The sequence below is a fragment of the Actinomadura pelletieri DSM 43383 genome (genome assembly GCF_003634705.1).
Taxonomy (GTDB): Bacteria; Actinomycetota; Actinomycetes; order Streptosporangiales; family Streptosporangiaceae; genus Spirillospora; species Spirillospora pelletieri.
This window is the reverse complement of the sequence record NZ_RBWU01000004.1, coordinates 752,910-774,697: the sequence shown is the minus strand read 5'-3', so window position 1 is coordinate 774,697 and position 21,788 is coordinate 752,910. Positions and strand designations below refer to the sequence as shown.

The window sequence follows — 21,788 nt, the reverse complement described above, 5'->3', positions numbered from 1 at the left end:
CGCGGGTCGTCCTAGCGGTCGGCCAGGTCGATCACGGTGCCTTCGGCGGCGGAGCGGACCGCGGCCTCGACGACCTCCAGGCCCGTGATCGCGTCGGCGAGCGTGACCGGAGGGGGCGCGTCGCCCGTGAGGGAGCGGGCGACGGCCGCGTAGAAGTCGTGGTAGGCGCCCGGCAGGGTCGGTTCGGGACGCTCGTCGCCCGGCGTGCCGAACACCCCGAACGACCCGGCCGGGACGGCGCCGTAGCCGGCGTCCGTCGGGGTCAGGCCGCCACGCAGCTGCTGCTCCTGCGCGTCCATCTCGGTCACCGTGTAGGCGGCGCGGCTGCCCAGCACCCGCAGCCGCGGGCCGGGTCGCGCGGCCGTCGCGCCCGCCCACAGATGGGAGCGGACACCGCCGTGGTGCGTCAGGGCGACGAACACGTCGTCGGGCGCGGTCCCGGCGGCGCGGCGCCTGTCGATCTCGGCGTACACCGAGGCGGGACGGCCGAACAGCGCGACCGCCTGGTCGATCAGATGGGTGCCGAGGTCGAACAGGACACCGCCCGCGTCGCGCGGGTCGGTGCTCTCCTTCCAGTTCGCCGTGACCTCGGGACGCCAGCGTTCGAAGCGCGACTCGTAACGCCGAACGTCGCCCAGGGCCCCCGAGGTGATCAGCTGCTGCGCGGTCCGGTGGTCGCCGTCCCAGCGGCGGTTGTGGAACGGGAACACGGGCAGGCCCCGGACGGCGCTCAGCGCGGCCAGCGACCGCGCGTCCGCCGTCGACGCCGCCACCGGCTTGTCCACGACGACGGGAAGGCCGGAGGTCAGCGCTGTCCGGGCCATTGGAACGTGCCATCGGTTGGGTGCGGCGACCACGACCAGGTCGTAGGCGCGCGCCGCGCCCCACAACCGGTCGGGACCGTCGACGACATCGGTGTCCGGGTACCGCTCCCGGACGGCCCGCTGCCGCTCCGGGTCGCCGGTGACGACCGCGGCGAGCCGCATCCCGGGCACCGACGAGATCAGCGGAGCGTGGAACACCGAGCCCCCGGTGCCGTATCCGATCAGCGCAACACGCAGGTCCATCCCCGCATCATGACCGATGGCGTGGCGACGGCGGGGGACCGGGCGGCCCGGAGCGGCGTCAGTCGAACAGGTCGGGCTGCTCGCGGACGATCTGGTCGTGGAGGGGCTGGTAGTTGATCCAGCCGACGAGGTCGTTGCCGATCTGGTCGTGGGTGAGCACGGCGTTGTCGTGCTCGATCGGGACGACCGGCCCGGCGGCCTTGGCGAGGAGCTGCACCTGGCAGGAGCGTTCCATCGTGATGAACCACCAGGCGGCGGCATCGACGGTGTCGCCGACCGTGAGCAGGCCGTGGTTGCGGAGGACGACCGCCTTGGTCGAGCCGAGGGCCGCGGCGATGCGCTTTCCCTCCTCCAGATCGGTGACGACGCCGGTGTAGTCGTCGAACAGCCCGTGGTCCTGGTAGAAGGCGCACACGTCCTGCGTGATCGGCTCCAGCCGCTGCCCGAGCGCGGAGAGGGCGCGCCCATAGGTGGAGTGGCTGTGCGCGGCGGCGACCACGTCCGGCCGCGCCTGGTGGATCTGCGAGTGGATCGCGAACGCCGCCTCGTTGACGGGGTACCGGCCCTCGACGACCTTGCCCGCGTGGTTCACCAGGATCAGGTCGCTGACCCGGACGTGCCTGAACGAGACGCCGAACGGGTTGACCCAGAAATGGTCGGCGCGTTCGGGGTCACGGGCCGTGATGTGCCCGGCGACGCCCTCCTCGAAGCCGAACTTTCCGAAGATGCGCAGCGCGGCCGCGAGACGTTCCTTGCGGTGGCGGCGCTCGTCCTCGACGTCGTCGAACGTCGGCGGCAGCCGGAAGATCAGGTCGGTGGGCAGCTTCTCCAGGAACTCGTCCTCGTCGGACATCGCGTACTCCTCCGCTCGGCTACGTCCACCGAACATCATTCTTCGGCGTCCGGCCAGGGCCGCGCCCGAATCGGTGGCTCGCGCGTGCGAAGTCGTGATCTATTTGAGGACATGTCCCGGGTCGGGGACGTACCGGGACGAAGGACGGAGGGACCGGTGACCGCACCGAGGATCGGCACCGTGATGTGGCCCGTGCGGTCATGGCCGGAGACGGGGAAGCTGTGGCGGCGCGCCGAGGACCTCGGGTTCCGGCACGCCTGGGTGTACGACCATCTCGCGTGGCGGGGCACCACCCCCTGGTACGACGCCTACACGACGCTGGCCGCGGCCGCCGCGGTCACCGCGCGGCTCCGGATCGGCACCCTGGTCACCTCGGCGAACTTCCGGCATCCCGTCCCCACCGCGCACGCGATCAGGACGATCGACCATGTCGGCGGCGGGCGGCTGACGATCGGGATCGGGGCGGGCGGCACCCACCGCGACTCCGACGCCGGGGTCCTCGGCGGGGACGACTGGACGCCGGGCGAGCGCGCCTCCCGCTTCGCCGAATGGGTGGAACTCCTCGACCTGCTGCTGCGGCGGCCGGAGACCACCTTCGAGGGGACGTACTACACGGCGCGCGACGTCCTCCAGGGGCCGGGCTGCGTGCAGCGTCCCCGCGTGCCCCTGGTCATCGCCGGTGACGGCCCGCGCGGGATGCGGCTCGCCGCCCGGTACGCGGACGGCTGGGTCACCAGCCCCAACGCCGGTGAAGGGGAGCCGTGGGACGTGGTGCGCTCCCGGCTGGACGCCCTCGACGCCGCGTGCGAGGCGGCCGGCCGCAAGATCGAGGACCGGATCCTGCTGACCGGCTTCAGCGGCGAGCCGTGGCTGGAGTCGCCCGGCTCGTTCGCCGACCTCGCGGGCCGCTACGCCGAACTCGGCATCACCGAGATCGTGCTGCACTGGCCGCGTCCCGGATCCGCGTTCGACGCCGACCTCAAGGTCTTCGAGACGATCGCGACGAACCACGCCGAGCGAAGGGAGCGTCGCTGATGCCGTTCGTACTGCTGGCCTTCGCGATCGCGTTCGAGGTCACCGCGACGCTGTCGATGCGCGCCTCCGAGGGGTTCACGAAGCTGTGGCCGTCGCTGGTGGTGGTGGCCGGGTACGTGATCTCTTTCGTGTTCATGGCGAAGGCGCTGACGTCGCTGAACGTCGGCCCCGTCTACGCGATCTGGTCCGCGCTCGGCACGATCGGCGCGTTCGCGGGCGGTGTGCTGCTGTTCGACGAACCGGTCAGACCGCTCACCATCGTCGGCGCGGTGATCGTCGTGGTGGGCGTGATCGTGATCAACCTGGGTGGGGGAGTGCACCAGGGCTGACCGGCCCCTCACCCGGGCTGCAGCTCCAACTGCCCGCCGAGCAGCTCGGTCGGGGTGCAGCCCGACAGGGCGCGGAACTCGCGGTTGAGATGCGCCTGGTCGTAGTAGCCGCAGACGGACGCGGCGTCGGCGAGCCCGACGCCACCGGTCAGCAGCTCCACGGCGTGCCGGAAGCGGAACACGCGGCCCATCACCTTGGGCGGCAGCCCGGCCTGCTCCCGGAACCGGTGGGTGAGATGCCTGCGGCTCCAGCCCACGTCGGCGGCGATGTCGGCGACCGGGACGGCGGGATCGGCGTTCAGCAGCCGCCACGCCCTGACCACCTCCCGGTCGGGCACGGGACCGCTCTCCAGCCGCCGCAGCAGGAACCGGTCGAGGACGTCGAACCGCTCAACCCATGACGCGGTGTTCCCGAGCCGCTCCACCAGCGCGTCCGCGCCGTGCCCGAGCAACTCGGACAGCTCCACGGCGAGATTGGTGAGCCGGGACATCGGAACGCCGAAGAGGGTGTAGGCGCCGAGCGGGGTCACGTCGAGCTGGATGCCGCGCTGCCCGCCGGGGCTGACGTACATGCCGTGGCCATCGTGCATCCCGGCGATGAAAGAGCCGTACTCCCGGCCGCCGGCGCCGCCGGGGACCTCCAGGTAGAGCGGTGGCCCCAGGTTGATGAGAACGACGGTGGCGCGGGTCGGCAGCGTCCGCATCCGGGTCGGGACGACTTCGGGCTCCCAGTAACCGTCATAGGAGCGCAGGAACGGGCGCAGCGCCGGATGTGGCCGACCCCTCGCCAGCCACCATCCGCCCTGGTCATCGAACTCGACCGGCCTGTCGCCCATGGGTCAGTCTTACCACCCGGCCCGGACGGTCCGGCGCCTCGACCGCCGGGCCGGGTGCATGTCAGGCGTCGATGACCCGGTTCAGCAGGTCCCGATAGTCGCGCAGCGTCTGGCGGAGCCGCTCGGTGTCGGTGCCGTTGCGCTGCTCCAGTCCCTCGGCGAGCGTCCGGCGGTGCACGCTGAGCACGCGCCCGAGCGCGTCGACGGCCTCGGCGGCCAACTCGTCCGCCTGCCGCACCGAGGCGGCCGGGTCGTCGACGAACGCCGCCTGAACCTCGTGCCACCGCTCCCGAAACCGCCCCGTCTCGTCGGGCCCGAGCAGCTTCTCCCGCTGCCCCACCACACCGGACCGCTCCACCGCGGCGCCCCCGACACCCGGAGCGTGCTGTTCACCCGCGATGTGCCCTCCACCCGCGGTGTGCCGCCCAGCCGAGGTGCGCCCTTCGCCCGGCGTGAGTTGCTCACCTGGGGCGTGCTCCTTGCCCAGGGTGCGCTGCTCGCCCGGGGCGTGTTCTTTGTCGAGGGTGTGCTGTTCCCCTGAGGTGCGCTCAATGCCCGGGGTGCGTCCTTCGCCCGGGGTGTGCTGTCCGCCCGGGGCGTGCGCTCCGCCTGGGGCGTGTTCTTTGCCCAGGGTGTGCTGTTCACCCCGGGTGTGCCCTTCTCGCGGGGTGCGCTGCTCGCCCGGGGCGTGCCCTACGCCCGGCGGGTGTTGTTCGGCAGAGGCGCGTCCCTCTACGGGGGTGCGCTGTTCGCCCGAGATGGGTCCTACGCCCGGGTTGTGTCGTCCGCCTGGGCTTCGCTCTTCACCCGAGGCGCGCTGTTCAGCCGGGGTGAGCCCTTCTCTTGGGGTGCGTTGTTCTGTCGTGGTGGGGGGTAGGGGAGTGGGGCCCGGGGCGTCAAACGCCGGGGGCTTCGGTGCCGGACCCGCGACGTGCGTGTCGGCGCCGCCGGGTTCGCCCGTTTCCGCGGCGCGGATGTCGGGTCGTCTGTGCTCCATCGGGGGTCAGCTCCTCGTGGTCCGGCCGTCGGCGTGGCTCGCCCGCTCGGTGGGTCCGCCGGTGGGGGTGGCCAGCAGTTCCTCGAAGAGGGCGCGGTAGTGCACCATGGCCTGCCGCAGGTCCTCGGTGGACGCCTCCCCGGCCTTGGCCCGGCCGCTGATGGTGTGGGCGCGCCGGTAGTGGTCCATCGTGCGGCCGTGCTCCACCGACAGGTGGGCGACCTTCTCCTCGAAGCCGTGCGTCGGGTAGCCGCGCTCGCCCATCACCACGGTGAGGAGGCCGTCGGCCTGCTCGACCGCCGCCCCGGGGTTGTCGACGAAGCGTTCCTGGACGCCGACCCACTGCTCGCGGTACCGCTCCCGCCGCTGCGGGTCCAGTTCGCGCAGGTCGAGTTCCTCGTGGCGCTCCTCACGGGAGCGCAGCTCCCGCTCGGCGGCGGCGCGACCGCCGTGCTTCTCCACGGCCCGGTCGTACTCGGGACCGAAGCGCTGCTTGAGTTGCCGCGTCCGTGCCCCGGACCGGGCGAGATACGCCGCCGCGACGATGGCGGCGACGACGATGACGATGATGACGACCAATATCGCGGTCGACATGGTGTTCCCTCCAACATGCGTCGGATCGACTGGAACGCCGATGCCCAAATAGCGACCCCCAAAACAAAGCACCAAGAATTGGTCAGGGGAGGTCAGCTTCGTGGAGGGAGGAGGCAACGGAGATTGCCGACGCGCCGTTCCTCGTCGTATCCGGCCTTCTCCAACAGGGCGAGGCCGCGTTCGTCACCGGGGTACGCGCACGCCACGTCCACCCCTGCGCGTGACAGCGCCGCCGCGACCTCGGACGCCTCCGGTTTGCGACCGGACGACCGGCGCACCGCCGCGGACAGCACCTGCCGGTCACGGATGACCCGCGGATCCACCGGCAACAACTTCAGGTAATGGCTGTTCGGATTGACGGCTTGGGTGCGGACGGTCAGCAGTGGAACCACCCGCATGACCCCGGTCGGCATCAGCACCAGACCGCCCGGCCCGGCGATCTCGACCACGTCCCGCGCCGTGCCGACGGAGCCCGGCGGGACCTTCCACGCCGGACGCGACGCCACCCTGGAGCCGTTCGACTCGGACCACACCGGAGTCCCGCCCACGACCAGCGCCACGACCAGCAGGGCGGCCGGGACGCCCGCCGCGCCGACGCGCACCGGCCCCGGCCATCGTCCGGCGGGAAGTCGCACCGAGGCCAGCAGACCGATCAGTGCCGGGGCGGGGACGACCCACATCGTCCGCCAGAGCACCTGTCCCGCGCCCGACAGATCCGCGGCCGTCTCCAGGACGCCGGGGACGACCAGTACCGTCAGGACCGCCGCCACCCCGGCGGCCAGCAGCGCGGGGACGCCGCGCCGGGCCGTCCACGGCGACAGCCACACCGCGCACCCGCCGATCACGCCGAGCGCGCCGTGCAACAGGACCCACCGATAGCTTCCCGGGGCGTCGTGCACGGTCCCGGGCACGGTCGTGTCGCCGTAGAACAGCTTCACGGCGAGGCCCGACCCGATCGGGTAGACCGCCGCGACGCACGCGGCGAGCCCGGTCCGGACGCGACCGGCGGCGACCAACGCCACGGCGGCGGCCCCGACGACCAGCGGCACGACGAACGCGGCGGACGAGGTCAGCCCGGTCGCCGCGATCCCGGTGGCGCCGAGGAGCGCGAGGTCGCCCCGGGACCGCCGTTCCGCCCACCGCGTCAGGTACACCAGGAGCAGCGGCACCAGCACCGACACCAGCACCGCCTTTCCCTGCCACATGCGCAGCAGATGGAACGAGCCGAGCGATGCCCGGCTCGTCCCGCTCCACAGCAGGTAGACCGCCCCGACCGCGAAGCACAGGACGGCGTGACGCGGCGCCCAGGACCGGACGAGCCGCCAGAGCGCCCAGACCGCGAGGAACGTCACCGCGGGCAGCAGCGCGTACCAGACGAAGGACGCCCCGTGGACGCCGAGCACCCGTGCGACGGCCCCGGCGAGGACCTCGATCGACGCCACCGGCGGCTCACCGGAGATCTCGTCCGCCGTCCCCGGGGTGAAGATGACGTCCTTGTGCGGGATCTCGCCGGTCGCGGCGGTCGCCACCGAACGCGAGACGAAGTACGCGTCGTCTCCGTCGGTGTTCACGATGAACAGCGACGCGACGGCGAACCCGGCGCCGGTGAGGAGCGCGACCGGCGTTCCCCACCGAGTCTCCTCGTCTCGACCGTCCGGGTGGTTCTCGACCGGAGGAGGACCGCCCTCGATGCCGGTGCCCGTGCGGCGGACGAGCAGGGCGGCGGCTGACGCGGCGACGCTGACGATCCCCGGAACCCACGCGCACCACCAGGGAACGCCGGACGGGTGCAGGCCCGCGCACGTTCCCGCCACGACGCCCGCCCCGACGGCCACGACCACCAGCGCACGCGGCACCGCCCCCGGCACCGCCGCGTCGGAGGGCTTCCGCCACACCAGCCCGGCCCACCAGCCGCGCCGGGCCGCGTACACCAGGGCGATCGCGACCGCGCCGACGAGCCACACCAGGAGCAACACGGACGTGGACGGGTGGAACAGCAGTCCGAGATGGAAGACGACCGTCCACGTCGCGAACAACAGCACCACCTGGTCGGTGAACGCGTCCACGAGCCGTGTCACCCGCGTCGGCGTCGTCCGCTCGCCCGTCGCGGCGGTGCGGTCCAGAAACTGGATCACCTGGTTCCCCCCGTGCGCGTTCCGGGCCCTCGCCGAGGCGGTCGAGAGCACGGTGCCCTGGATCGATTTCGTTATGTGCGACGTCCGCGCCCATGCTCCCAGTAGGTCCATGGTCACCGTGCGCAACCAGTTCTTCGAGTCCGTTATTGGGCGGTTTTACTGCGCTATGCCCGATGCACATGTTGCAATTGGGGCGGCCTCGGAACGAATGGAAGTGATGCGCGGTGCGTCATGCGTTCGGCTTCTTCCTCGGCGTCCTGCTGACGCCCGGGCTGGTGTACGGCGCGGCCTGGGGATACGTGCAGGCCGGACAGTCCTTCGACGGCACCGGCCAGGAGATCACCGACCGCACCCGCATCTACGGAGCGTTCGCCCTGCTCGCCGCCGTGGGCCTGGTGATGGGCGTGGTCATCGTCGCGCGCTGGGCGTCGCCGCTGGTCTCGCTGGTGCCCGCGCTGGCGCTGCTCGGCTTCTCCGGCTGGTTCCTCGTCGACCCGGACGGCGTCCTCGACCTGCCCGGCAGGGTGCCGCCCGCCGGGGACATGGACTTCGGCCTGCGGATGCTGCTCGGCTCCGGCGTGTACGCGATGATGGGCCTGGCGCTGCTGATGCCCGCGTGGGCGCCGCGCCGCTGGAGTTCCCACGACGACGAGGACGCCGCCGACATGGACTTCTACGCCCGCGCCCAACGCTGACCCGACGACACCCCACTCCCGGGACGGCTCGTCACGGCGCCACGGGACGTCCCGGACGCCGGTACGCGCGGTCGCCCCGGTAGAGGGCGGCGAGCACGTCCTCGATCCCCGCCTCCCGTAGCGAGATGTCACGGACCTGGTGGACGCGGGTCAGCTCGGCCACCACCGTCGCCGCGTTCGCCGAGCGCGGCAGCCGCAGCCACTGTCGCGGCCCCTCCACCCGCTCCGCCTGGATGCCGTCCAACACGATCGGCGGACCCGGCCGCTCCAGTTCGACGACCAGCAGCCGGTCGGCGTCCACGGTCCGGCGCAACTCGTCCAGGGCGCCGTCATAGGCGAGCCGTCCATGGTCGATGATCAGGACGCGGCGGCACAGCCGCTCGATGTCGCCGAGGTCGTGCGTGGTCAGGAGGATCGTGGTGCCGCGCTCGGCGTTGATACGTTCCAGGAACTCGCGGACGGTCGCCTTGCTCACCACGTCCAAGCCGATCGTCGGCTCGTCCAGGACGAGCAGCTCCGGGTCGTGCAGCAGCGCGGCGGCGAGGTCACCGCGCATCCGCTGCCCCAGGCTGAGCTGCCGGACCGGCGTGTCCAGGAACGGCTCCAGCTCCAGCAGCGCCGTCAGCTCGGCGAACCGCTCCCGGTGCGCGGCGGCCTCGACGCGGTACAGCCGCCGGACGAGCGTGAGGCTGTCGCGCAGCGGCAGGTCCCACCACAGCGTCGTCCGCTGCCCGAACACCACCCCGATCCGGCGGGCCAGCGACGTGCGCCGCCGCGACGGGTCGAGCCCGCACACCCGCAGCCTGCCCGACGACGCCGTCAGGATCCCCGTCAGCATCTTGATCGTCGTGGACTTCCCGGCGCCGTTCGGACCGAGATACCCCACGAACTCGCCCTTGGCGACCGTGAACGACACCCCGTCCACCGCGACCAGCGGCATCCGCGTCCGCCGCAGGAAACCCGACCTGGACCGGACGGTGAACGACTTCACGATGTTCTCGGCTTCGATCATCGTCACCGGCCTCAGCTCCCTGTCGATCGGTAATGCCGTAGCCCCGCCCGCCACGCCAGCGCCGCCGCCCCGCACAGCGCCGCGGCGACCAGCGGGGACGCGAACCGCGTCGCGCCCGGCAACCCCAACGGGTCGGGACGGTCCAGGACGTACAGCGCGGGCTGCCAGTTCACGAACGCCAACGGCACGACGAACGTCACACCGCGGACGAAGTCGCGGGCGAACATGGTCATCGGGTACTGGGTGAGGAACCCGCCCCCGTAGGTCAGCGACTTGCTCGCGCCGTGGATGTCGACGATCACGAACTGCACCGCCGCCGTCAGCACCCACAGCGCCCCGAAGATCGCCGCCCCGGACAGCACCATGACCGGGATCATCGCGACCCGGCCCGGCGTCCACGCCACCTCCACCCGGGACAGCGCGAACACCAGTGCGGCCGCCGCCGGGACGAGCTTGCCGAAGCGCCGCGGCGAGAACTCCTCCGTCGCGATCTGGATCAGCGGGCTCACCGGACGCACCAGCATCGCGTCGAGCGTCCCATGCCGCACATGGTGCCCGAGCCGCTCGGTGGTGCCGAACAGGATGTCGGAGATGCCGAACGACAGCGCGGAAGTCCCGTACAGGAACAGCACCTCCGACGAGCCGAACCCCGCGATGCGCGGTGCCTGCGAGAACAGCAGCACGATCGCGGCGACGTCCAGCCCGGTCACGACGGCCGTGGCGAGAGCCAGCAGCACCATCGACACCGGATACTGCGCCGCCGCCCGGACCCACGTCCAGACGAGCAGCCCGTACATCCGCCCCGCGTCAATCACCGTCGACCACCGTGCCGTCGACCACCGTGCCGTCGACCACCGTGCCGTCGACCACCGTGCCGTCGACCACCGTGCCGTCAACCACCGTGGACCACCAGCTTCCGGCGGGCCGCCCGCGTCGCCAGCGCGCCCAACCCGAGCAGCAGGGCGGCCCAGCCCGTCTGGAAGGCCAGCGCGCCGACCAGCTCCGCGCCCTCGTACCGGCCGAGGAACACGTCCGCCGGCACCTGGATCATGGCCGCCCACGGCAGCGTCCGCGCGACGGTGCCGAGCGCCCCGGGGAACACGACCAGCGGCAGGATCATCCCGGAGAAGAACAGCGACATCACGAGCGTGACGGCGTTCAGCCCGCGGTCGTCGCGCAGCCAGAACATCCCCATAGCCACCAGGTAACGCAGCGCGAAGCTCACGGTCACGGCGAGGAGCAGGGCCACCGCGAACGCGGCGACGTTCTCCGGGGCCGGGCCGCGGAACGGGAACACCAGCGCCCCGGCCAGCAGCGGCGGCCCGGCGCGCAGCAACAGCGACCCCGCCGCGCGGCCGAGGTCGTCGGCCAGCCACCAGCCCTGCAACCCGGCGGGACGATGCAGGTCGATCGCGATGTCGCCGTTGCGGATGCGTTCGGCCAGGTCCATCCCGCCGAAGATCTGGACGGGCCCGATCAGCGCCTGCGTGAGGAAACAGAAGGTGACGGCGTCGGTCGCGTCGTACCCACCGAGGGACGGCCGCACCTGCCACAGCGCCGTCAAAACATAGGCGCGCATGAAGCCGAAGACGGTGTTGGTCAAAGCCTCGGTGGCGGACCCGAGCGGATACGCCGTATGCCGGCGCAGGCCGTACCACCACACCCACGGAAGAACACCCACTTGCCGAGAGCCTAAAGAGGCGAGCCGGTCCTCACCACGTAATTTCCCACAGAAAGGACGACACGGAAACGGGCCCCGGGGGGAGTCCCCGGGGCCCGGCGTGATCCGAGCGGTGTTACGGCAGGTCGGGCTTGATCGGCGAGTAGAGCCAGTCCTTGAAGAACGCGTCCAGGTCCTGGCCGGAGATCTTTTCGGCCAGGTCGGTGAACTGCTTGGTCTCGGCGTTGCCGTACCTGTGCTGCTTGAGCCAGGTCCGCAGGAGGGTCAGGAAGTGCTCGTCCCCGATCTTCTCGCGGAGGAACTGGACCATCAGGGCGCCGCCGTTGTACACGCGGTCGTTGAACATCGTGTCCCGCTTGGGGTCGCCGAGGACGACCGACCAGAACGGACGGCCCTCACGGTCCGGGAACGGCCGGGCGTCGTAGGTCGCACGCGCCTGCTCGGCGGCGGACCTGCCACCGTTCTTCTCGTTCCAGTACCAGGTGACCCACGTCGCGAAGCTCTCGTTCAACCAGATGTCGTCCCACTGCTTCGGCGACACCGAGTCGCCGAACCACTGGTGCGCCAGCTCGTGCACGATCGTGCCGGTGCTGCGGACGGCCGAGTACACCGGCTTGCTCTGGGTCTCCAGCGAGAAGCCGAGCGGCTGCCCGTTGAAGCGGGCGTCGTCGGCGATCGCGCCGGTGCTGCTGAACGGGTAGGGCCCGAACATCTTCGCCAGGCCGTCGGTGACCTCGCTGGTGGTGTTGTAGAAGAAGTCCACCGCGTCCGGCTGGGTCTCCAGGAGAACCGGGTCGACGGCGGTGTAGTTCGGCACGCCGCCGGGCGTCCTGCCGTTCTTGACCTGCCACTTGCCGATGTCGATGGTGGTGAGATAGCTCGCCATCGGGCTGTCCTCGCGCCACTTGAACACCTCGGAGCGGGTGCGGCCGGGACGGCGGCTGAACGAGGTGACGGCGCCGTAGTGCGACGTGAGCCGCCCGTTGGCGACGGCCGTGAGGCCCGCCGGGACCGTCAGGGTGTAGTCGTAGGTCGCCTTGTCGATCGGGTGGTCGTTGACGGGGAACCAGGTGCGCGGTCCGTTCGGCTCGCCGCCGACGAAAGCGCCGTCGGGCGTGTGCAGGAATCCGTACGGGGACCCGAACACGATCGGCGATCCGACGATGGTCTGCGGCACGCCGCCGTACGTGACGGTCGTCTTGAACCGCGACCCTTCCTTCAGGCCCTTGCGCGGCGTGATGATCAGCTCCTGGCCGCGGCGCTTGTAGTCGGCCTTGCGCCCGTCGACCTTGACCCGCTCGACGTCCATTCCGGACAGGTCCAGGTTGAAGCTCGACAGGTTCTGCGTGGCCCGCGCGGTGAGCGTCACCGTCCCGTCGAGCTGGTCGTAGTCGGGGTCGTAGCTCAGGTCGAGCGAGTAGTGGAGAGCGTCGTAGCCGCCGTTGCCCTCAAGCGGGAAATAGGGGTCGCCGACACCGTCGGCACCGGGGGTGAACCGCCCTTGGTGGCCGTGTCCCCGTCCCTGGTCGGTGGCGGACGCGGCGGGCGCGAGCGCCACGACGCTCACGGCGGCGACGGCGATCGGAAGCATCCGCCCGGGGGTCGCCCGGCGTGGAACGTTCCGGGAGTGACGCGCCATCAGAGATCCTCTCCCTAGAAAGATCATCTAGCGCGCCAACCATGCGCCTGATTCCGGCTGATGTCGAGGACATTGCCGGATGTGGCCGAAACTAATGATCTTCAGGACACGGGAGGTCGGGATCTGATCATGGGACGCGAAAGGCCCCCGCGGATGTGGACGCGGGGGCCTTCGCAGGGAGAGGAGCGGCAGGGCCGACGGTCAGTGGAACTGGCCCTCTTCGGTGGAGCCCTTCAGCGCCGTGGTGGACGAGTCCGGGTTGATCGCGGTGCTGACCAGGTCGAAGTAGCCGGTGCCGGCCTCGCGCTGGTGCTTGACGGCGGTGAAGCCCTTCTCCGCCGCGGCGAACTCGCGCTCCTGCAGGTCGACGTAGGCGGTCATGCCCTCCCGGGCGTAACCGTGGGCCAGGTCGAACATGCTGTGGTTGAGCGCGTGGAACCCGGCGAGGGTGATGAACTGGAACGTGTAACCCATGTGACCCAGCTCCCGCTGGAACTTGGCGATGGTCGCGTCGTCCAGGTGCGCCTTCCAGTTGAAGGACGGCGAACAGTTGTAGGCGAGCATCTGGTCGGGGTACTCGGCCTTGACCGCCTCCGCGAACCGGCGGGCCAGCTCCAGGTCGGGGGTGCCGGTCTCCATCCAGATCAGGTCGGAGTACGGCGCGTACGCCTTGGCACGGGCGATGCACGGCTCGAGCCCGTTCCGGACCCGGTAGAAGCCCTCGGCGGTGCGGTCGCCGGTGATGAAGGCGCGGTCGCGCTCGTCCACGTCCGTCGTGATCAGGGTCGCGGCCTCCGCGTCGGTCCGCGCGATGATCACTGACGGCACGCCGGACACGTCGGCGGCGAGCCGGGCGGTGTTGAGGGTCTTGACGTGCTGGGAGGTCGGGATGAGGACCTTGCCGCCGAGATGGCCGCACTTCTTCTCGGAGGCCAGCTGGTCCTCCCAGTGCACGCCCGCGGCACCGGCGGCGATCATGCTCTTCATCAGTTCGAAGGCGTTCAGCACGCCGCCGAAGCCCGCCTCGGCGTCGGCCACGATCGGCGCGAGGAAGTCGATGTGGTCATCGCCCCCGCGCCCGTCCGACTCGGCCCACTGGACCTGGTCGGCGCGCAGCAGCGCGTTGTTGATCCGGCGCACGACGGCCGGGACCGAGTTCGCCGGGTAGATGCTCTGGTCGGGGTAGGTCTGGCCGGCGAGGTTGGCGTCCGCGGCGACCTGCCAGCCGGACAGGTAGATGGCCTTCAGACCCGCCTTCACCTGCTGGACGGCCTGGAGACCGGTCAGCGCGCCGAGCGCGTTGACGTAGTCCTCCTCGTGCAGCAGGTTCCAGAGCCGCTCGGCGCCGCGACGCGCGAGGGTGTGCTCCTCCTGGACCGAGCCGCGGATCCGGACGACGTCCGCGGCCGTGTAGGTCCGCTCGACGCCCTTCCACCGCGGGTCGGTCCGCCACTGGTGTTCCAACTCGTCCGCCGTGCCCTTGAGGCGACTGTCAGTCATCGCGTGCCCTTCCGTGTCGTCCCCTGGGTGCTTGTGGACGACTATGCCCCCGCCGAAACCTTCCGACTAACCGGTCGGTAGCAGAAGAACTGCGATATTTCCGCTATGATGAATCTGTGACGACCTTGCGGCCAGAAGAACCCCTCAACTTGACGAGAGACGTGGATCTCGTCACGTTCGGCCAGCGGCTCCGGCATCTGCGCCGCGCCCGCGGGATGACGCTGTCGGAGCTCGGCGCCCGTGTCGGGCGCGCCCCGTCCCAGCTCTCCCTGCTGGAGAACGGCAGGCGCGAGCCGAAGCTGTCGCTGCTGCAGTCCCTCGCCACCGCGCTGGAATGCCCGGTGGAGGAGCTGCTGCGGCGCCAGCCGCCGAGCCGTCGCGCACAGCTGGAGATCGAGCTGGAGGAGGCGCAGCGCGATCCGCTGTACCGGACGCTCGGGCTGTCACACCTCAAGGCGGGCAAACGCCTGCCGAACGAGGCGATCGAGCACATTCTGGCACTCTACGGTGAACTACGTCGCAGCCGGACGAAGCCGACCGCGAGCCCCGAGGAGGCCCGCAAGGCCAACGCCGAGCTGCGCCGCCAGATGCACGAGCGCGGAAACCACTTCCCGGAGATCGAGCGGATCGCGTCCCAGACCCTCGACTCCGTCGGCTACCGGCGCGGCGCGGTGTCCCAGGGGCTGCTGATGACGCTGGTCGGCCACTTCGGCTTCAGCCTCCAGTACGTCCAGGACCTGCCGCGCTCCGTCCGGTCCGTCACCGACCTGCGCAACCGGCGCATCTACCTCGAGCGCGAACAACTCGGCATGCACACCCCCCGAACGATCCTGCTGCAGACGCTGGGGCACATCGCGCTCGACCACGACCAGCCTCGCGACTTCGCCGACTTCCTCCGCCAGCGCGTCGAGGCCAACTACTTCGGCGCCGCGATCCTGATGCCCGAACGCAGCGTCGTTCCGTTCCTGGAGGAGGCCAAGGCCGCGCGGGAACTGTCCGTGGAGGACCTGGCCGACGTCTTCTCCGTCTCCTACGAGATGGCCGCGCACCGCTTCACCAACGTCGCGACCCATCATCTCGACCTTCAACTGCACTTCACCAAGAACGACGAGAACGGCACCATCTACAAGGCCTACGCCAACGACGGTCTCGCCTTCCCGCAGGACGAGGACGGCGCGATCGAGGGCCAGCGGATGTGCCGCGAGTGGGCCGGACGGCACGTGTTCGGCGCCGCCGACCGGTTCTCCGTCTACTACCAGTACACCGACACCCCGAACGGGACGTACTGGTGCCTGTCGCACATCGACCCCAGCCACGAACGCGACTTCGCGATCACTCTGGGCGTCCGGTTCGAGGACTCGCGCTGGTTCCGCGGCCGCGAGTCGACCCGCCGGCGCCGCTCGTCCTGCCCGGACGGCGACTGCTGCCAGCGGCCCCCCAAGGAGCTGTCCGACCGGTGGGAGGGCATGGCCTGGCCGTCCGCCCGCGCCCACTCCCACGTGCTGTCCGTCCTGCCGCCCGGCGCCTTCCCCGGCGTGGACGAGGCGGACGTGTACGAGTTCCTGGACCGGCACGCGGCCGAATGACCGCCCGGTGCGACGACCAGGGTGAATGTTCTGGGATCATCTGGCGTTCCTTCCCCTAGAGGGGGACGTCCGGTTATGGACGTCCGAATCGGGACGATCCGTACGGGAGGAGAGCGCGTGCTGCCCGAGGTCGCGTCGTGGTCGGCCCGCCGCACGAGTACGGCGGCGGACTGGCCGCCGCACCTGCTGCTCGCCGCCAAGGGCGACACCAGGATCAGCGTCGTGCTGCCCGCCCGCGACGAGGAGGCGACGGTCGGCGCGATCGTCACGGCCGTCCGGACCGACCTCGTCGAGCGGACCCCGCTGGTGGACGAGATCGTCGTGGTCGACTCCCGCTCCGCCGACCGGACCGCCGCCGTGGCCGCCGCCGCGGGCGCCGTCGTCGTCGCGCAGGACGACGTCCTGCCGGAGCACGGCCGCATGTCCGGCAAGGGCGAGGCGCTCTGGAAGTCCCTCGCCGTCACCTCCGGCGACCTGATCGTTTTTGTGGACGCCGACCTGCGCGAGTTCACCTCCTCGTACGTGACGGGTCTGCTCGGGCCGCTGCTGACCGACCCGTCCGTCGGCTACGTCAAGGGCTGCTACGACCGTCCGCTGATCGACGGGGACCGGCGGGTCGAGGACGGCGGCGGCCGCGTCACCGAACTGGTCGCCCGGCCGCTGATCAACCTGCACTGGCCGCTGCTGGCCGGGGTGATGCAGCCGCTCGGCGGCGAGTACGCCGGACGCCGCGACCTGCTGGAACGGCTCCCGTTCGTCACGGGGTACGGCGTGGAACTCGGCCTGCTCCTGGACGTCTTCCAGGACTCCGGCCTGGACGCCATCGCCCAGGTCGACCTCGGCCGCCGCGTCCACGCGCACCAGTCGACCGAGGCGCTCGGCGCGATGTCCGGCCAGATCATGCTGACCGCCTGGTCGCGGCTGGAACGGTACGGCCGGATGATCCCCCTGGAGGCCCCGGCCACGGCGCTCACCCGCTTCCGCCGCGGCCCGGACGGCCACGACGCCCGCACCGTGGACGTCGCCGTCGGCGAACGGCCCCCGATGGTCGAGATCCCCGGCTACACGGCCGCGCGCTCGTACTCGTCCGGCCGTGGATGACCGTGGTGCTACCGTTGGTAACAGTGTCGTTGGAAAAAGGGGTCGACGAGCCATGACGGGTGCCGAGCCGACGCCGTTCTCGCTGGAACCGAGCGAGGACGTCCGCGAGGTCGGGGACTGGGTCCACGAGTTCGCCAGGGACGTCATCCGTCCCGCCGCGCAGGAGTGGGACGAACGCGAGGAGACCCCTTGGCCGCTGATCCAGGAGGCCTCCAAGATCGGCCTCTACTCCCTCGACTTCTTCGCCGCCCAGTGGCTGGAGCCGACCGGTCTCGGCATCCCGGTGACGTTCGAGGAACTGTTCTGGGGCGACGCCGGAATCGGCCTGTCCATCGTCGGCACCTGCCTCGCCGCCGCGTCCGTCGCCGCGACCGGCACACCGGAACAGGTCGCCGAGTGGGCCCCGGAGATGTTCGGCACCCCCGACGACGTCCGCCTCGGCGCGTTCTGCGCCTCCGAACCCGACGCCGGAAGCGACATCGGCGCCATCCGCACCCGCGCCGTGTACGACGAGGCGAAGGACGAGTGGGTGCTGAACGGCGCCAAGACCTGGGTGACCAACGGCGGCATCGCCGACGTCCATATCGTCGTCGCCTCCGTCCACCCCGAACTCGGCAGCCGCGGCCAGGCGAGCTTCATCGTCCCGCCCAACACCCCGGGCCTGCGGCAGGGCCAGAAGTTCCGGAAGCACGGCATCCGCGCCTCCCACACCGCCGAGGTCGTCCTGGACGACGTCCGCCTCCCCGGCCGCCACATCATCGGCGGCAGGGAAGCGTTCGACGAGCGCGTCGCGCGCACCCGCGAGGGCCGAAGCGCCAAAGGCCAGGCCGCCCTGAAGACGTTCGAGACGACCCGCCCGGCCGTCGGCGCGATGGCCCTCGGCGTCGGCCGCGCCGCCTACGACTACGCCCTCCAGTACGCCCGCGAACGCGAACAGTTCGGCCGCAAGATCGGCGACTTCCAGGCCGTCGCCTTCAAACTGGCCGACATGAAATGCCGCCTGGACGCCGCCCGCCTCATGGTGTGGCGCGCGGCGTGGATGGCCCGCACCGGCAAGGACTTCGAGAACGCCGAGGGCTCGATGGCCAAACTCATGGCGAGCGAGATGGCCGTGAACGTCACCGAGGAGGCCGTCCAGATCCTCGGCGGCAACGGCTACACCCGCGACTACCCGGTCGAACGCATGCACCGCGACGCCAAGATCTTCACCATCTTCGAGGGCACCTCGGAAATCCAACGCCTGGTCATCGCCCGCACGGTCACGGGCCTCCCCGTCCGCTAGCGGGACCGAGGTCGTCGATCGGCTGAACGCCGTTGGAGTGATCAGCCGCTACTCCGACCAGCCCGCGCGGAGGGGGCCGGGAGAGTAGCGGCTCAGGGCCTGTGCGAGGGGGCCTCCTGGTTGCGGTGGACAACCGGGTCGTCCAGGAGGCCCTGGTGCGGGGAACTTCAGGGGCCGTCACCGGCCTCCGTGTCCGCTGACGCTGCCGAGGCCGTCCAGGAGGGCGCGGACGTCGTCGGCGTCGGGGACGCCGAGGTCGGTGTAGGCGGTCAGGGCCTGCCGCCAGTTCTCGGCGGCCTCGCGGTCGTGGCCGAGGTCGTGGTGGACGTGGGCGATGCCGTCGAGGGCGCGTGCCAGCTCGTAGCCGGTTCCGATCTCGGTGGCGAGGACGAAGGCCTCGCGGTGGTGGGTGAGGGCGCGGCGAGGGTCGCCCGCGCGGCGGGCGGTCTCGCCCAGCCCGTTGAGGACCTCGTTCTCCAGCGGACGGTTCGTCGTCGAACGGGCGAGGTCGAGGGCCCGGTGGAGATGGCCGATCGCCTCGTCGTGGAGCCCGAGCCGCATGTAGACGGCGCCGAGCCCGCAGAGCGCGGACGCCCGGAGCATGCCGTTCGACGTCGTGTGGGCGAGGTCGAGTGCCTGGTCGAGGTGGGCGATCGCCTCGTGATGGTGTCCGATCCGTCCGTGCAGGGCGCCGAGTTCGTAGAGCGCGAAACCCTCGAAGAGACGGCTGGCGGTGGAGCAGGCGGAGTCGAGGCCCCGCTGAAGGTGGTCGATCGCCTCGTCGTGGCGTCCGATCCGCCCGTAGACGCCGCCGATCTCGGCCAGGACGAACGGGTCGCGCCTGAAGTTGCCGGTCTCGCGGGCGAGCGCGAGGGCCTGCTTGTAGTGACCGAGGGCCTGCTCGTAGCGTCCCTGGCCGCGGCGGATGGAACCGAGCCCCTCCGACACCCGGCACTGGAGGGTGAGGTCGCCGGTCTCCAGCGCCGCCGCCAGCGCCCGCCGGTAGTGCGTGATCGCCTCGTCACCGCGTCCCAGATGCCACAGCGTCGGACCGAGGTTGCCGAGGATGCGGCCCTGCAGGACGCGGTTGCCGGTCTCGCGCGCCAGGGCGAGGGCGGCCTCGTAGTGGGCGAGGGACCTGTCGTTGCGCCCGTGGTGCCGGTGGAAGAGCCCGAGATAGTGCAGGGCCTGGCCCTCGAGGTCGCGGTCGCCGATGCCGCGCGCGGTGGTGAGCGCCCGCGTGTACAGGTCGAGGGTCTCGTCGTGGCTGCCGCGATGCTCGAAGAAGCACCACAGGGTGTTGGACAGGTCGGTGACGTGGGTGGGCCAGCCGTGCTCGGCGGCGTGCGCCACGAGGGCGGGCAGGTTGGGGCGTTCGGTCTCCAGCCAGGCGATGGCCTGCTCGGAGTCGGCGAACGCCGGGGCGGGCGTGGTGGAGGCGGGGACGCAGGGCAGGTACGCCTTGTCGTAGCAGACGACCGCGTTCATGGCGAGGGCGGCGGTGTGGCGGTAGTGGTCCAGCACCCGGCCCAGGGCGTCGTGCCGGTCGTCCTCGCCGACCTCGCGGCCCGCGAGGTGGACGGCGTGCAACCGGAGCAGGTCGTGGAAACGGTACCGGCCCGCGGTGGGCTGCTCCAGGAGGTGGAAGTCGACGAGCTGCTCCACCAGCCGGTCGGCGTCGTCCAACGCCATGTCCGCGAGGGCGGCGGCCGTGTGGAGGTCGAAGTCGGCGCCCGGGTACAGGCCGAGGAGCCGGAACACGCGCCGCTGGTCGGCGGTGAGATGCCGGTACGACAGGGCGAACGCGGCGGCGACGCCGCGGTCCCCGACGGTGAGCTCGGTCAGCCGCCGCTCCTCCCGCAGCCGCTCGATGAGGTGCGTGACGCTCCAGACGGGACGGGTCCGCAGGCGCGCGGCGGCGATGCGGACCGCGAGGGGCAGGTACCCGCACACCCGCACCACCTCCTGGACGGCCGCGAGGTCGGCCCGGGCGTGCGCCTCGCCCGCGACCCGCGTGAACAGCTCGGTCGCGTCCCGCGGCGGCAGGACGCCGAGCGACAGCGTCCGCGCGCCCTCCAGGTCGGGGAGCCGCCGCCGGCTGGTGACCAGCACCAGGCAGCCGGGCGTGCCCGGCAGCAGCGGCCGCACCTGGGCGGAGCCGGCGGCGTTGTCCAGCACCACCAGGACCCGGCGACCGGCGAGCCGGGAACGCCACAGCGCGGCCCGCTCCTCCGCCCGCTCGGGGACCTTGTCCCCGGGGACCCCCACCGCCCGCAGCAGCGCGTCCAGCGCCGCCGCCGTGCCGAGGGGCTCCTGGTCGGCGGTGTGGGCGTGCAGATCGATGTAGATCTGGGCGTCCGGGTAGCGGTCGGTCAGGTCGTGGGCGACATGGACGGCCAGGGCCGTCTTCCCGACCCCCGCCATGCCGTCGATCGCGATGACCGCCACGGCGCTCGCCCGGTCGTCGCCGGCGGGCAGCGCCGACCGGACGCGCTCCAGCTCGGCCGCGCGGCCGGTGAAGTCACAGATGTCGCGCGGCAGGAAATGCTGGGGGCAGGTGGTCGCAATTCGCGGTGCGGTGAGTTCCTCGTCGCCGGTGAGGATCCGCTGATGCAGCCGCTGCAGCTCGGCACCGGGTTCGATACCGAGCTGGTCGATCAGCACGCGCCGGGCGTCCTGAAACACCTGAAGCGCCTCGGCCTGCCGTCCGGCGCGATACAGGGCCAGCATGTAAAAGCCGACGAGTCGCTCTCGTAGTGGATATTCCGCCACCCATTGGGCGAGTTCGGCGGACAGTTCGTGGTGCCGGCCGACGGTGAGTTCAAGATCGGCGAACTCCTCCAGCACGGTCAGGCGCTTCTCCTCCAGTACGGCGCGCTGCGGCTCCAGGGCGGGGCTCTCCAGACCGGCGAAGGCCGGGCCGCGCCACAGCGACAGGGCCTCGCGGAACTCGGTGACGGCCTCGATGAGCTGCTGGTCGGCGGCATATCGGCGGCCCCGCGCGACCCTGTCGTCGAACACGGACACGTCGAGGGCGTCGGCGGCGACGTGCAGGCGGTAACCGTCCTGCCCGACCGGCGCCAGCCCGGCCTCGCCGACCCCGTTCAGTGCCCGCCGCAAATCCGAGACGATGTTGCGGACCTGTTTCCGCGCGGTCACGGGCGGATTCTCGCCCCAGGCCGCGTCGATCAGCCGGGGCAGCGGCACCACGCGGTCGGCGGACAGCAACAAAGCGGTCAGGACTTTCTGGTGGCGCGCCGGCCCGGGATCGACCGAATTTCCCTTGTCCCGGATTTCCAGTGGGCCGAGGATCTTGAAATTCAAGGTCATTCCTCCATGGGGTCTTGATATTTCCCCATCCCACACCTGTGCCATCGGCGCAGCAAGCGGAACAGATTTCCTGGCCGTTTGCTGCCAGCGGTCATCCAGCGGCGTCCGCCGGGCGA

Annotated in this window: 19 protein-coding genes; 7 read left to right on the top strand and 12 right to left on the bottom strand. The window is 71.2% G+C overall.

Annotated elements, in window-relative coordinates:
* Positions 1-11: 11 nt before the first annotated feature.
* Positions 12-1,067, bottom strand: a complete 1,056-nt coding sequence (locus BZB76_RS21605) for a Gfo/Idh/MocA family oxidoreductase (RefSeq protein WP_121436146.1) — start codon at positions 1,065-1,067, stop codon at positions 12-14.
* 58 nt (positions 1,068-1,125) lie between these two features.
* Complete coding sequence (locus BZB76_RS21600) at positions 1,126-1,920, bottom strand: class II aldolase/adducin family protein (RefSeq protein WP_121436145.1); 795 nt, start codon at positions 1,918-1,920, stop codon at positions 1,126-1,128.
* Positions 1,921-2,076: 156 nt separating this feature from the next.
* Here BZB76_RS21600 and BZB76_RS21595 point away from each other — a divergent pair, with 156 nt between their 5' ends.
* Together BZB76_RS21595 and BZB76_RS21590 are read left to right on the top strand one after the other, a co-directional pair.
* A complete protein-coding gene (locus BZB76_RS21595) occupies positions 2,077-2,955 on the top strand; it encodes an LLM class flavin-dependent oxidoreductase (RefSeq protein WP_211343110.1) in 879 nt (292 codons plus the stop codon).
* A complete protein-coding gene (locus BZB76_RS21590; protein WP_121436143.1) occupies positions 2,955-3,284 on the top strand; it encodes a DMT family transporter in 330 nt (109 codons plus the stop codon). The genes BZB76_RS21595 and BZB76_RS21590 overlap by 1 nt, the downstream gene beginning before the upstream one ends.
* 8 nt (positions 3,285-3,292) lie before the next feature.
* Here the strand turns inward: BZB76_RS21590 and BZB76_RS21585 are convergent, their stop codons facing one another.
* Both BZB76_RS21585 and BZB76_RS21580 read right to left on the bottom strand, forming a co-directional pair.
* Positions 3,293-4,120, bottom strand: coding sequence for a helix-turn-helix domain-containing protein (locus BZB76_RS21585; protein WP_121436142.1), 828 nt, complete (start codon positions 4,118-4,120; stop codon positions 3,293-3,295).
* Between the two features lie 61 nt (positions 4,121-4,181).
* On the bottom strand, positions 4,182-4,463 hold the full coding sequence (locus BZB76_RS21580) for a hypothetical protein (RefSeq protein WP_147449489.1): 282 nt from the start codon (positions 4,461-4,463) through the stop codon (positions 4,182-4,184).
* Between the two features lie 39 nt (positions 4,464-4,502).
* Here BZB76_RS21580 and BZB76_RS34880 point away from each other — a divergent pair, with 39 nt between their 5' ends.
* Positions 4,503-4,661 (top strand): hypothetical protein, encoded by a 159-nt coding sequence (locus tag BZB76_RS34880; protein WP_170180697.1) that lies wholly within the window; start codon positions 4,503-4,505, stop codon positions 4,659-4,661.
* A gap of 462 nt (positions 4,662-5,123) precedes the next feature.
* Here the strand turns inward: BZB76_RS34880 and BZB76_RS21570 are convergent, their stop codons facing one another.
* Together BZB76_RS21570 and BZB76_RS21565 are read right to left on the bottom strand one after the other, a co-directional pair.
* Entirely contained in the window at positions 5,124-5,711 is a 588-nt protein-coding gene (locus BZB76_RS21570) for a hypothetical protein (protein ID WP_211343109.1), read from the bottom strand.
* 92 nt (positions 5,712-5,803) lie between these two features.
* On the bottom strand, positions 5,804-7,846 hold the full coding sequence (locus tag BZB76_RS21565) for a DUF6077 domain-containing protein (protein WP_147449488.1): 2,043 nt from the start codon (positions 7,844-7,846) through the stop codon (positions 5,804-5,806).
* 224 nt (positions 7,847-8,070) lie between these two features.
* On the opposite strand from BZB76_RS21565, the gene BZB76_RS21560 reads away from it, so the two are divergent.
* Positions 8,071-8,541 (top strand): hypothetical protein, encoded by a 471-nt coding sequence (locus tag BZB76_RS21560; RefSeq protein ID WP_121436138.1) that lies wholly within the window; start codon positions 8,071-8,073, stop codon positions 8,539-8,541.
* 31 nt (positions 8,542-8,572) lie between these two features.
* On the opposite strand, the gene BZB76_RS21555 is transcribed toward BZB76_RS21560, so the two are convergent.
* From BZB76_RS21555 to aceA, 5 genes are all read right to left on the bottom strand, one after another.
* On the bottom strand, positions 8,573-9,553 hold the full coding sequence (locus BZB76_RS21555) for an ABC transporter ATP-binding protein (protein ID WP_121436290.1): 981 nt from the start codon (positions 9,551-9,553) through the stop codon (positions 8,573-8,575).
* A gap of 11 nt (positions 9,554-9,564) precedes the next feature.
* Positions 9,565-10,350 (bottom strand): ABC transporter permease, encoded by a 786-nt coding sequence (locus BZB76_RS21550; RefSeq protein ID WP_121436137.1) that lies wholly within the window; start codon positions 10,348-10,350, stop codon positions 9,565-9,567.
* Positions 10,351-10,445: 95 nt separating this feature from the next.
* The gene (locus BZB76_RS21540; protein WP_121436136.1) at positions 10,446-11,234 is read right to left on the bottom strand and encodes an ABC transporter permease; all 789 of its coding nucleotides are present in this window, start codon (positions 11,232-11,234) and stop codon (positions 10,446-10,448) included.
* Between the two features lie 115 nt (positions 11,235-11,349).
* Positions 11,350-12,873 carry a M1 family metallopeptidase gene (locus BZB76_RS21535; protein ID WP_121436135.1) on the bottom strand — a complete coding sequence of 508 codons (1,524 nt, stop codon included), beginning with the start codon at positions 12,871-12,873 and terminating at the stop codon, positions 11,350-11,352.
* A 201-nt stretch (positions 12,874-13,074) separates the two neighbouring features.
* A complete protein-coding gene (aceA, locus tag BZB76_RS21530; RefSeq protein ID WP_121436134.1) occupies positions 13,075-14,373 on the bottom strand; it encodes an isocitrate lyase in 1,299 nt (432 codons plus the stop codon).
* 149 nt (positions 14,374-14,522) lie between these two features.
* Between aceA and BZB76_RS21525 the strand changes: the two genes are divergently transcribed.
* The 3 genes from BZB76_RS21525 (at position 14,523) to BZB76_RS21515 (ending at position 18,342) form a co-directional block, all read left to right on the top strand.
* A complete protein-coding gene (locus tag BZB76_RS21525; protein WP_121436289.1) occupies positions 14,523-15,959 on the top strand; it encodes a helix-turn-helix domain-containing protein in 1,437 nt (478 codons plus the stop codon).
* Between the two features lie 117 nt (positions 15,960-16,076).
* The gene (locus BZB76_RS21520) at positions 16,077-17,060 is read left to right on the top strand and encodes a glucosyl-3-phosphoglycerate synthase (RefSeq protein WP_211343108.1); all 984 of its coding nucleotides are present in this window, start codon (positions 16,077-16,079) and stop codon (positions 17,058-17,060) included.
* Positions 17,061-17,112: 52 nt separating this feature from the next.
* Positions 17,113-18,342 (top strand): acyl-CoA dehydrogenase family protein, encoded by a 1,230-nt coding sequence (locus tag BZB76_RS21515; protein WP_121436132.1) that lies wholly within the window; start codon positions 17,113-17,115, stop codon positions 18,340-18,342.
* A gap of 177 nt (positions 18,343-18,519) precedes the next feature.
* On the opposite strand, the gene BZB76_RS21510 is transcribed toward BZB76_RS21515, so the two are convergent.
* Positions 18,520-21,672 (bottom strand): AfsR/SARP family transcriptional regulator, encoded by a 3,153-nt coding sequence (locus BZB76_RS21510; RefSeq protein WP_170180696.1) that lies wholly within the window; start codon positions 21,670-21,672, stop codon positions 18,520-18,522.
* Positions 21,673-21,788 lie beyond the last annotated feature (116 nt).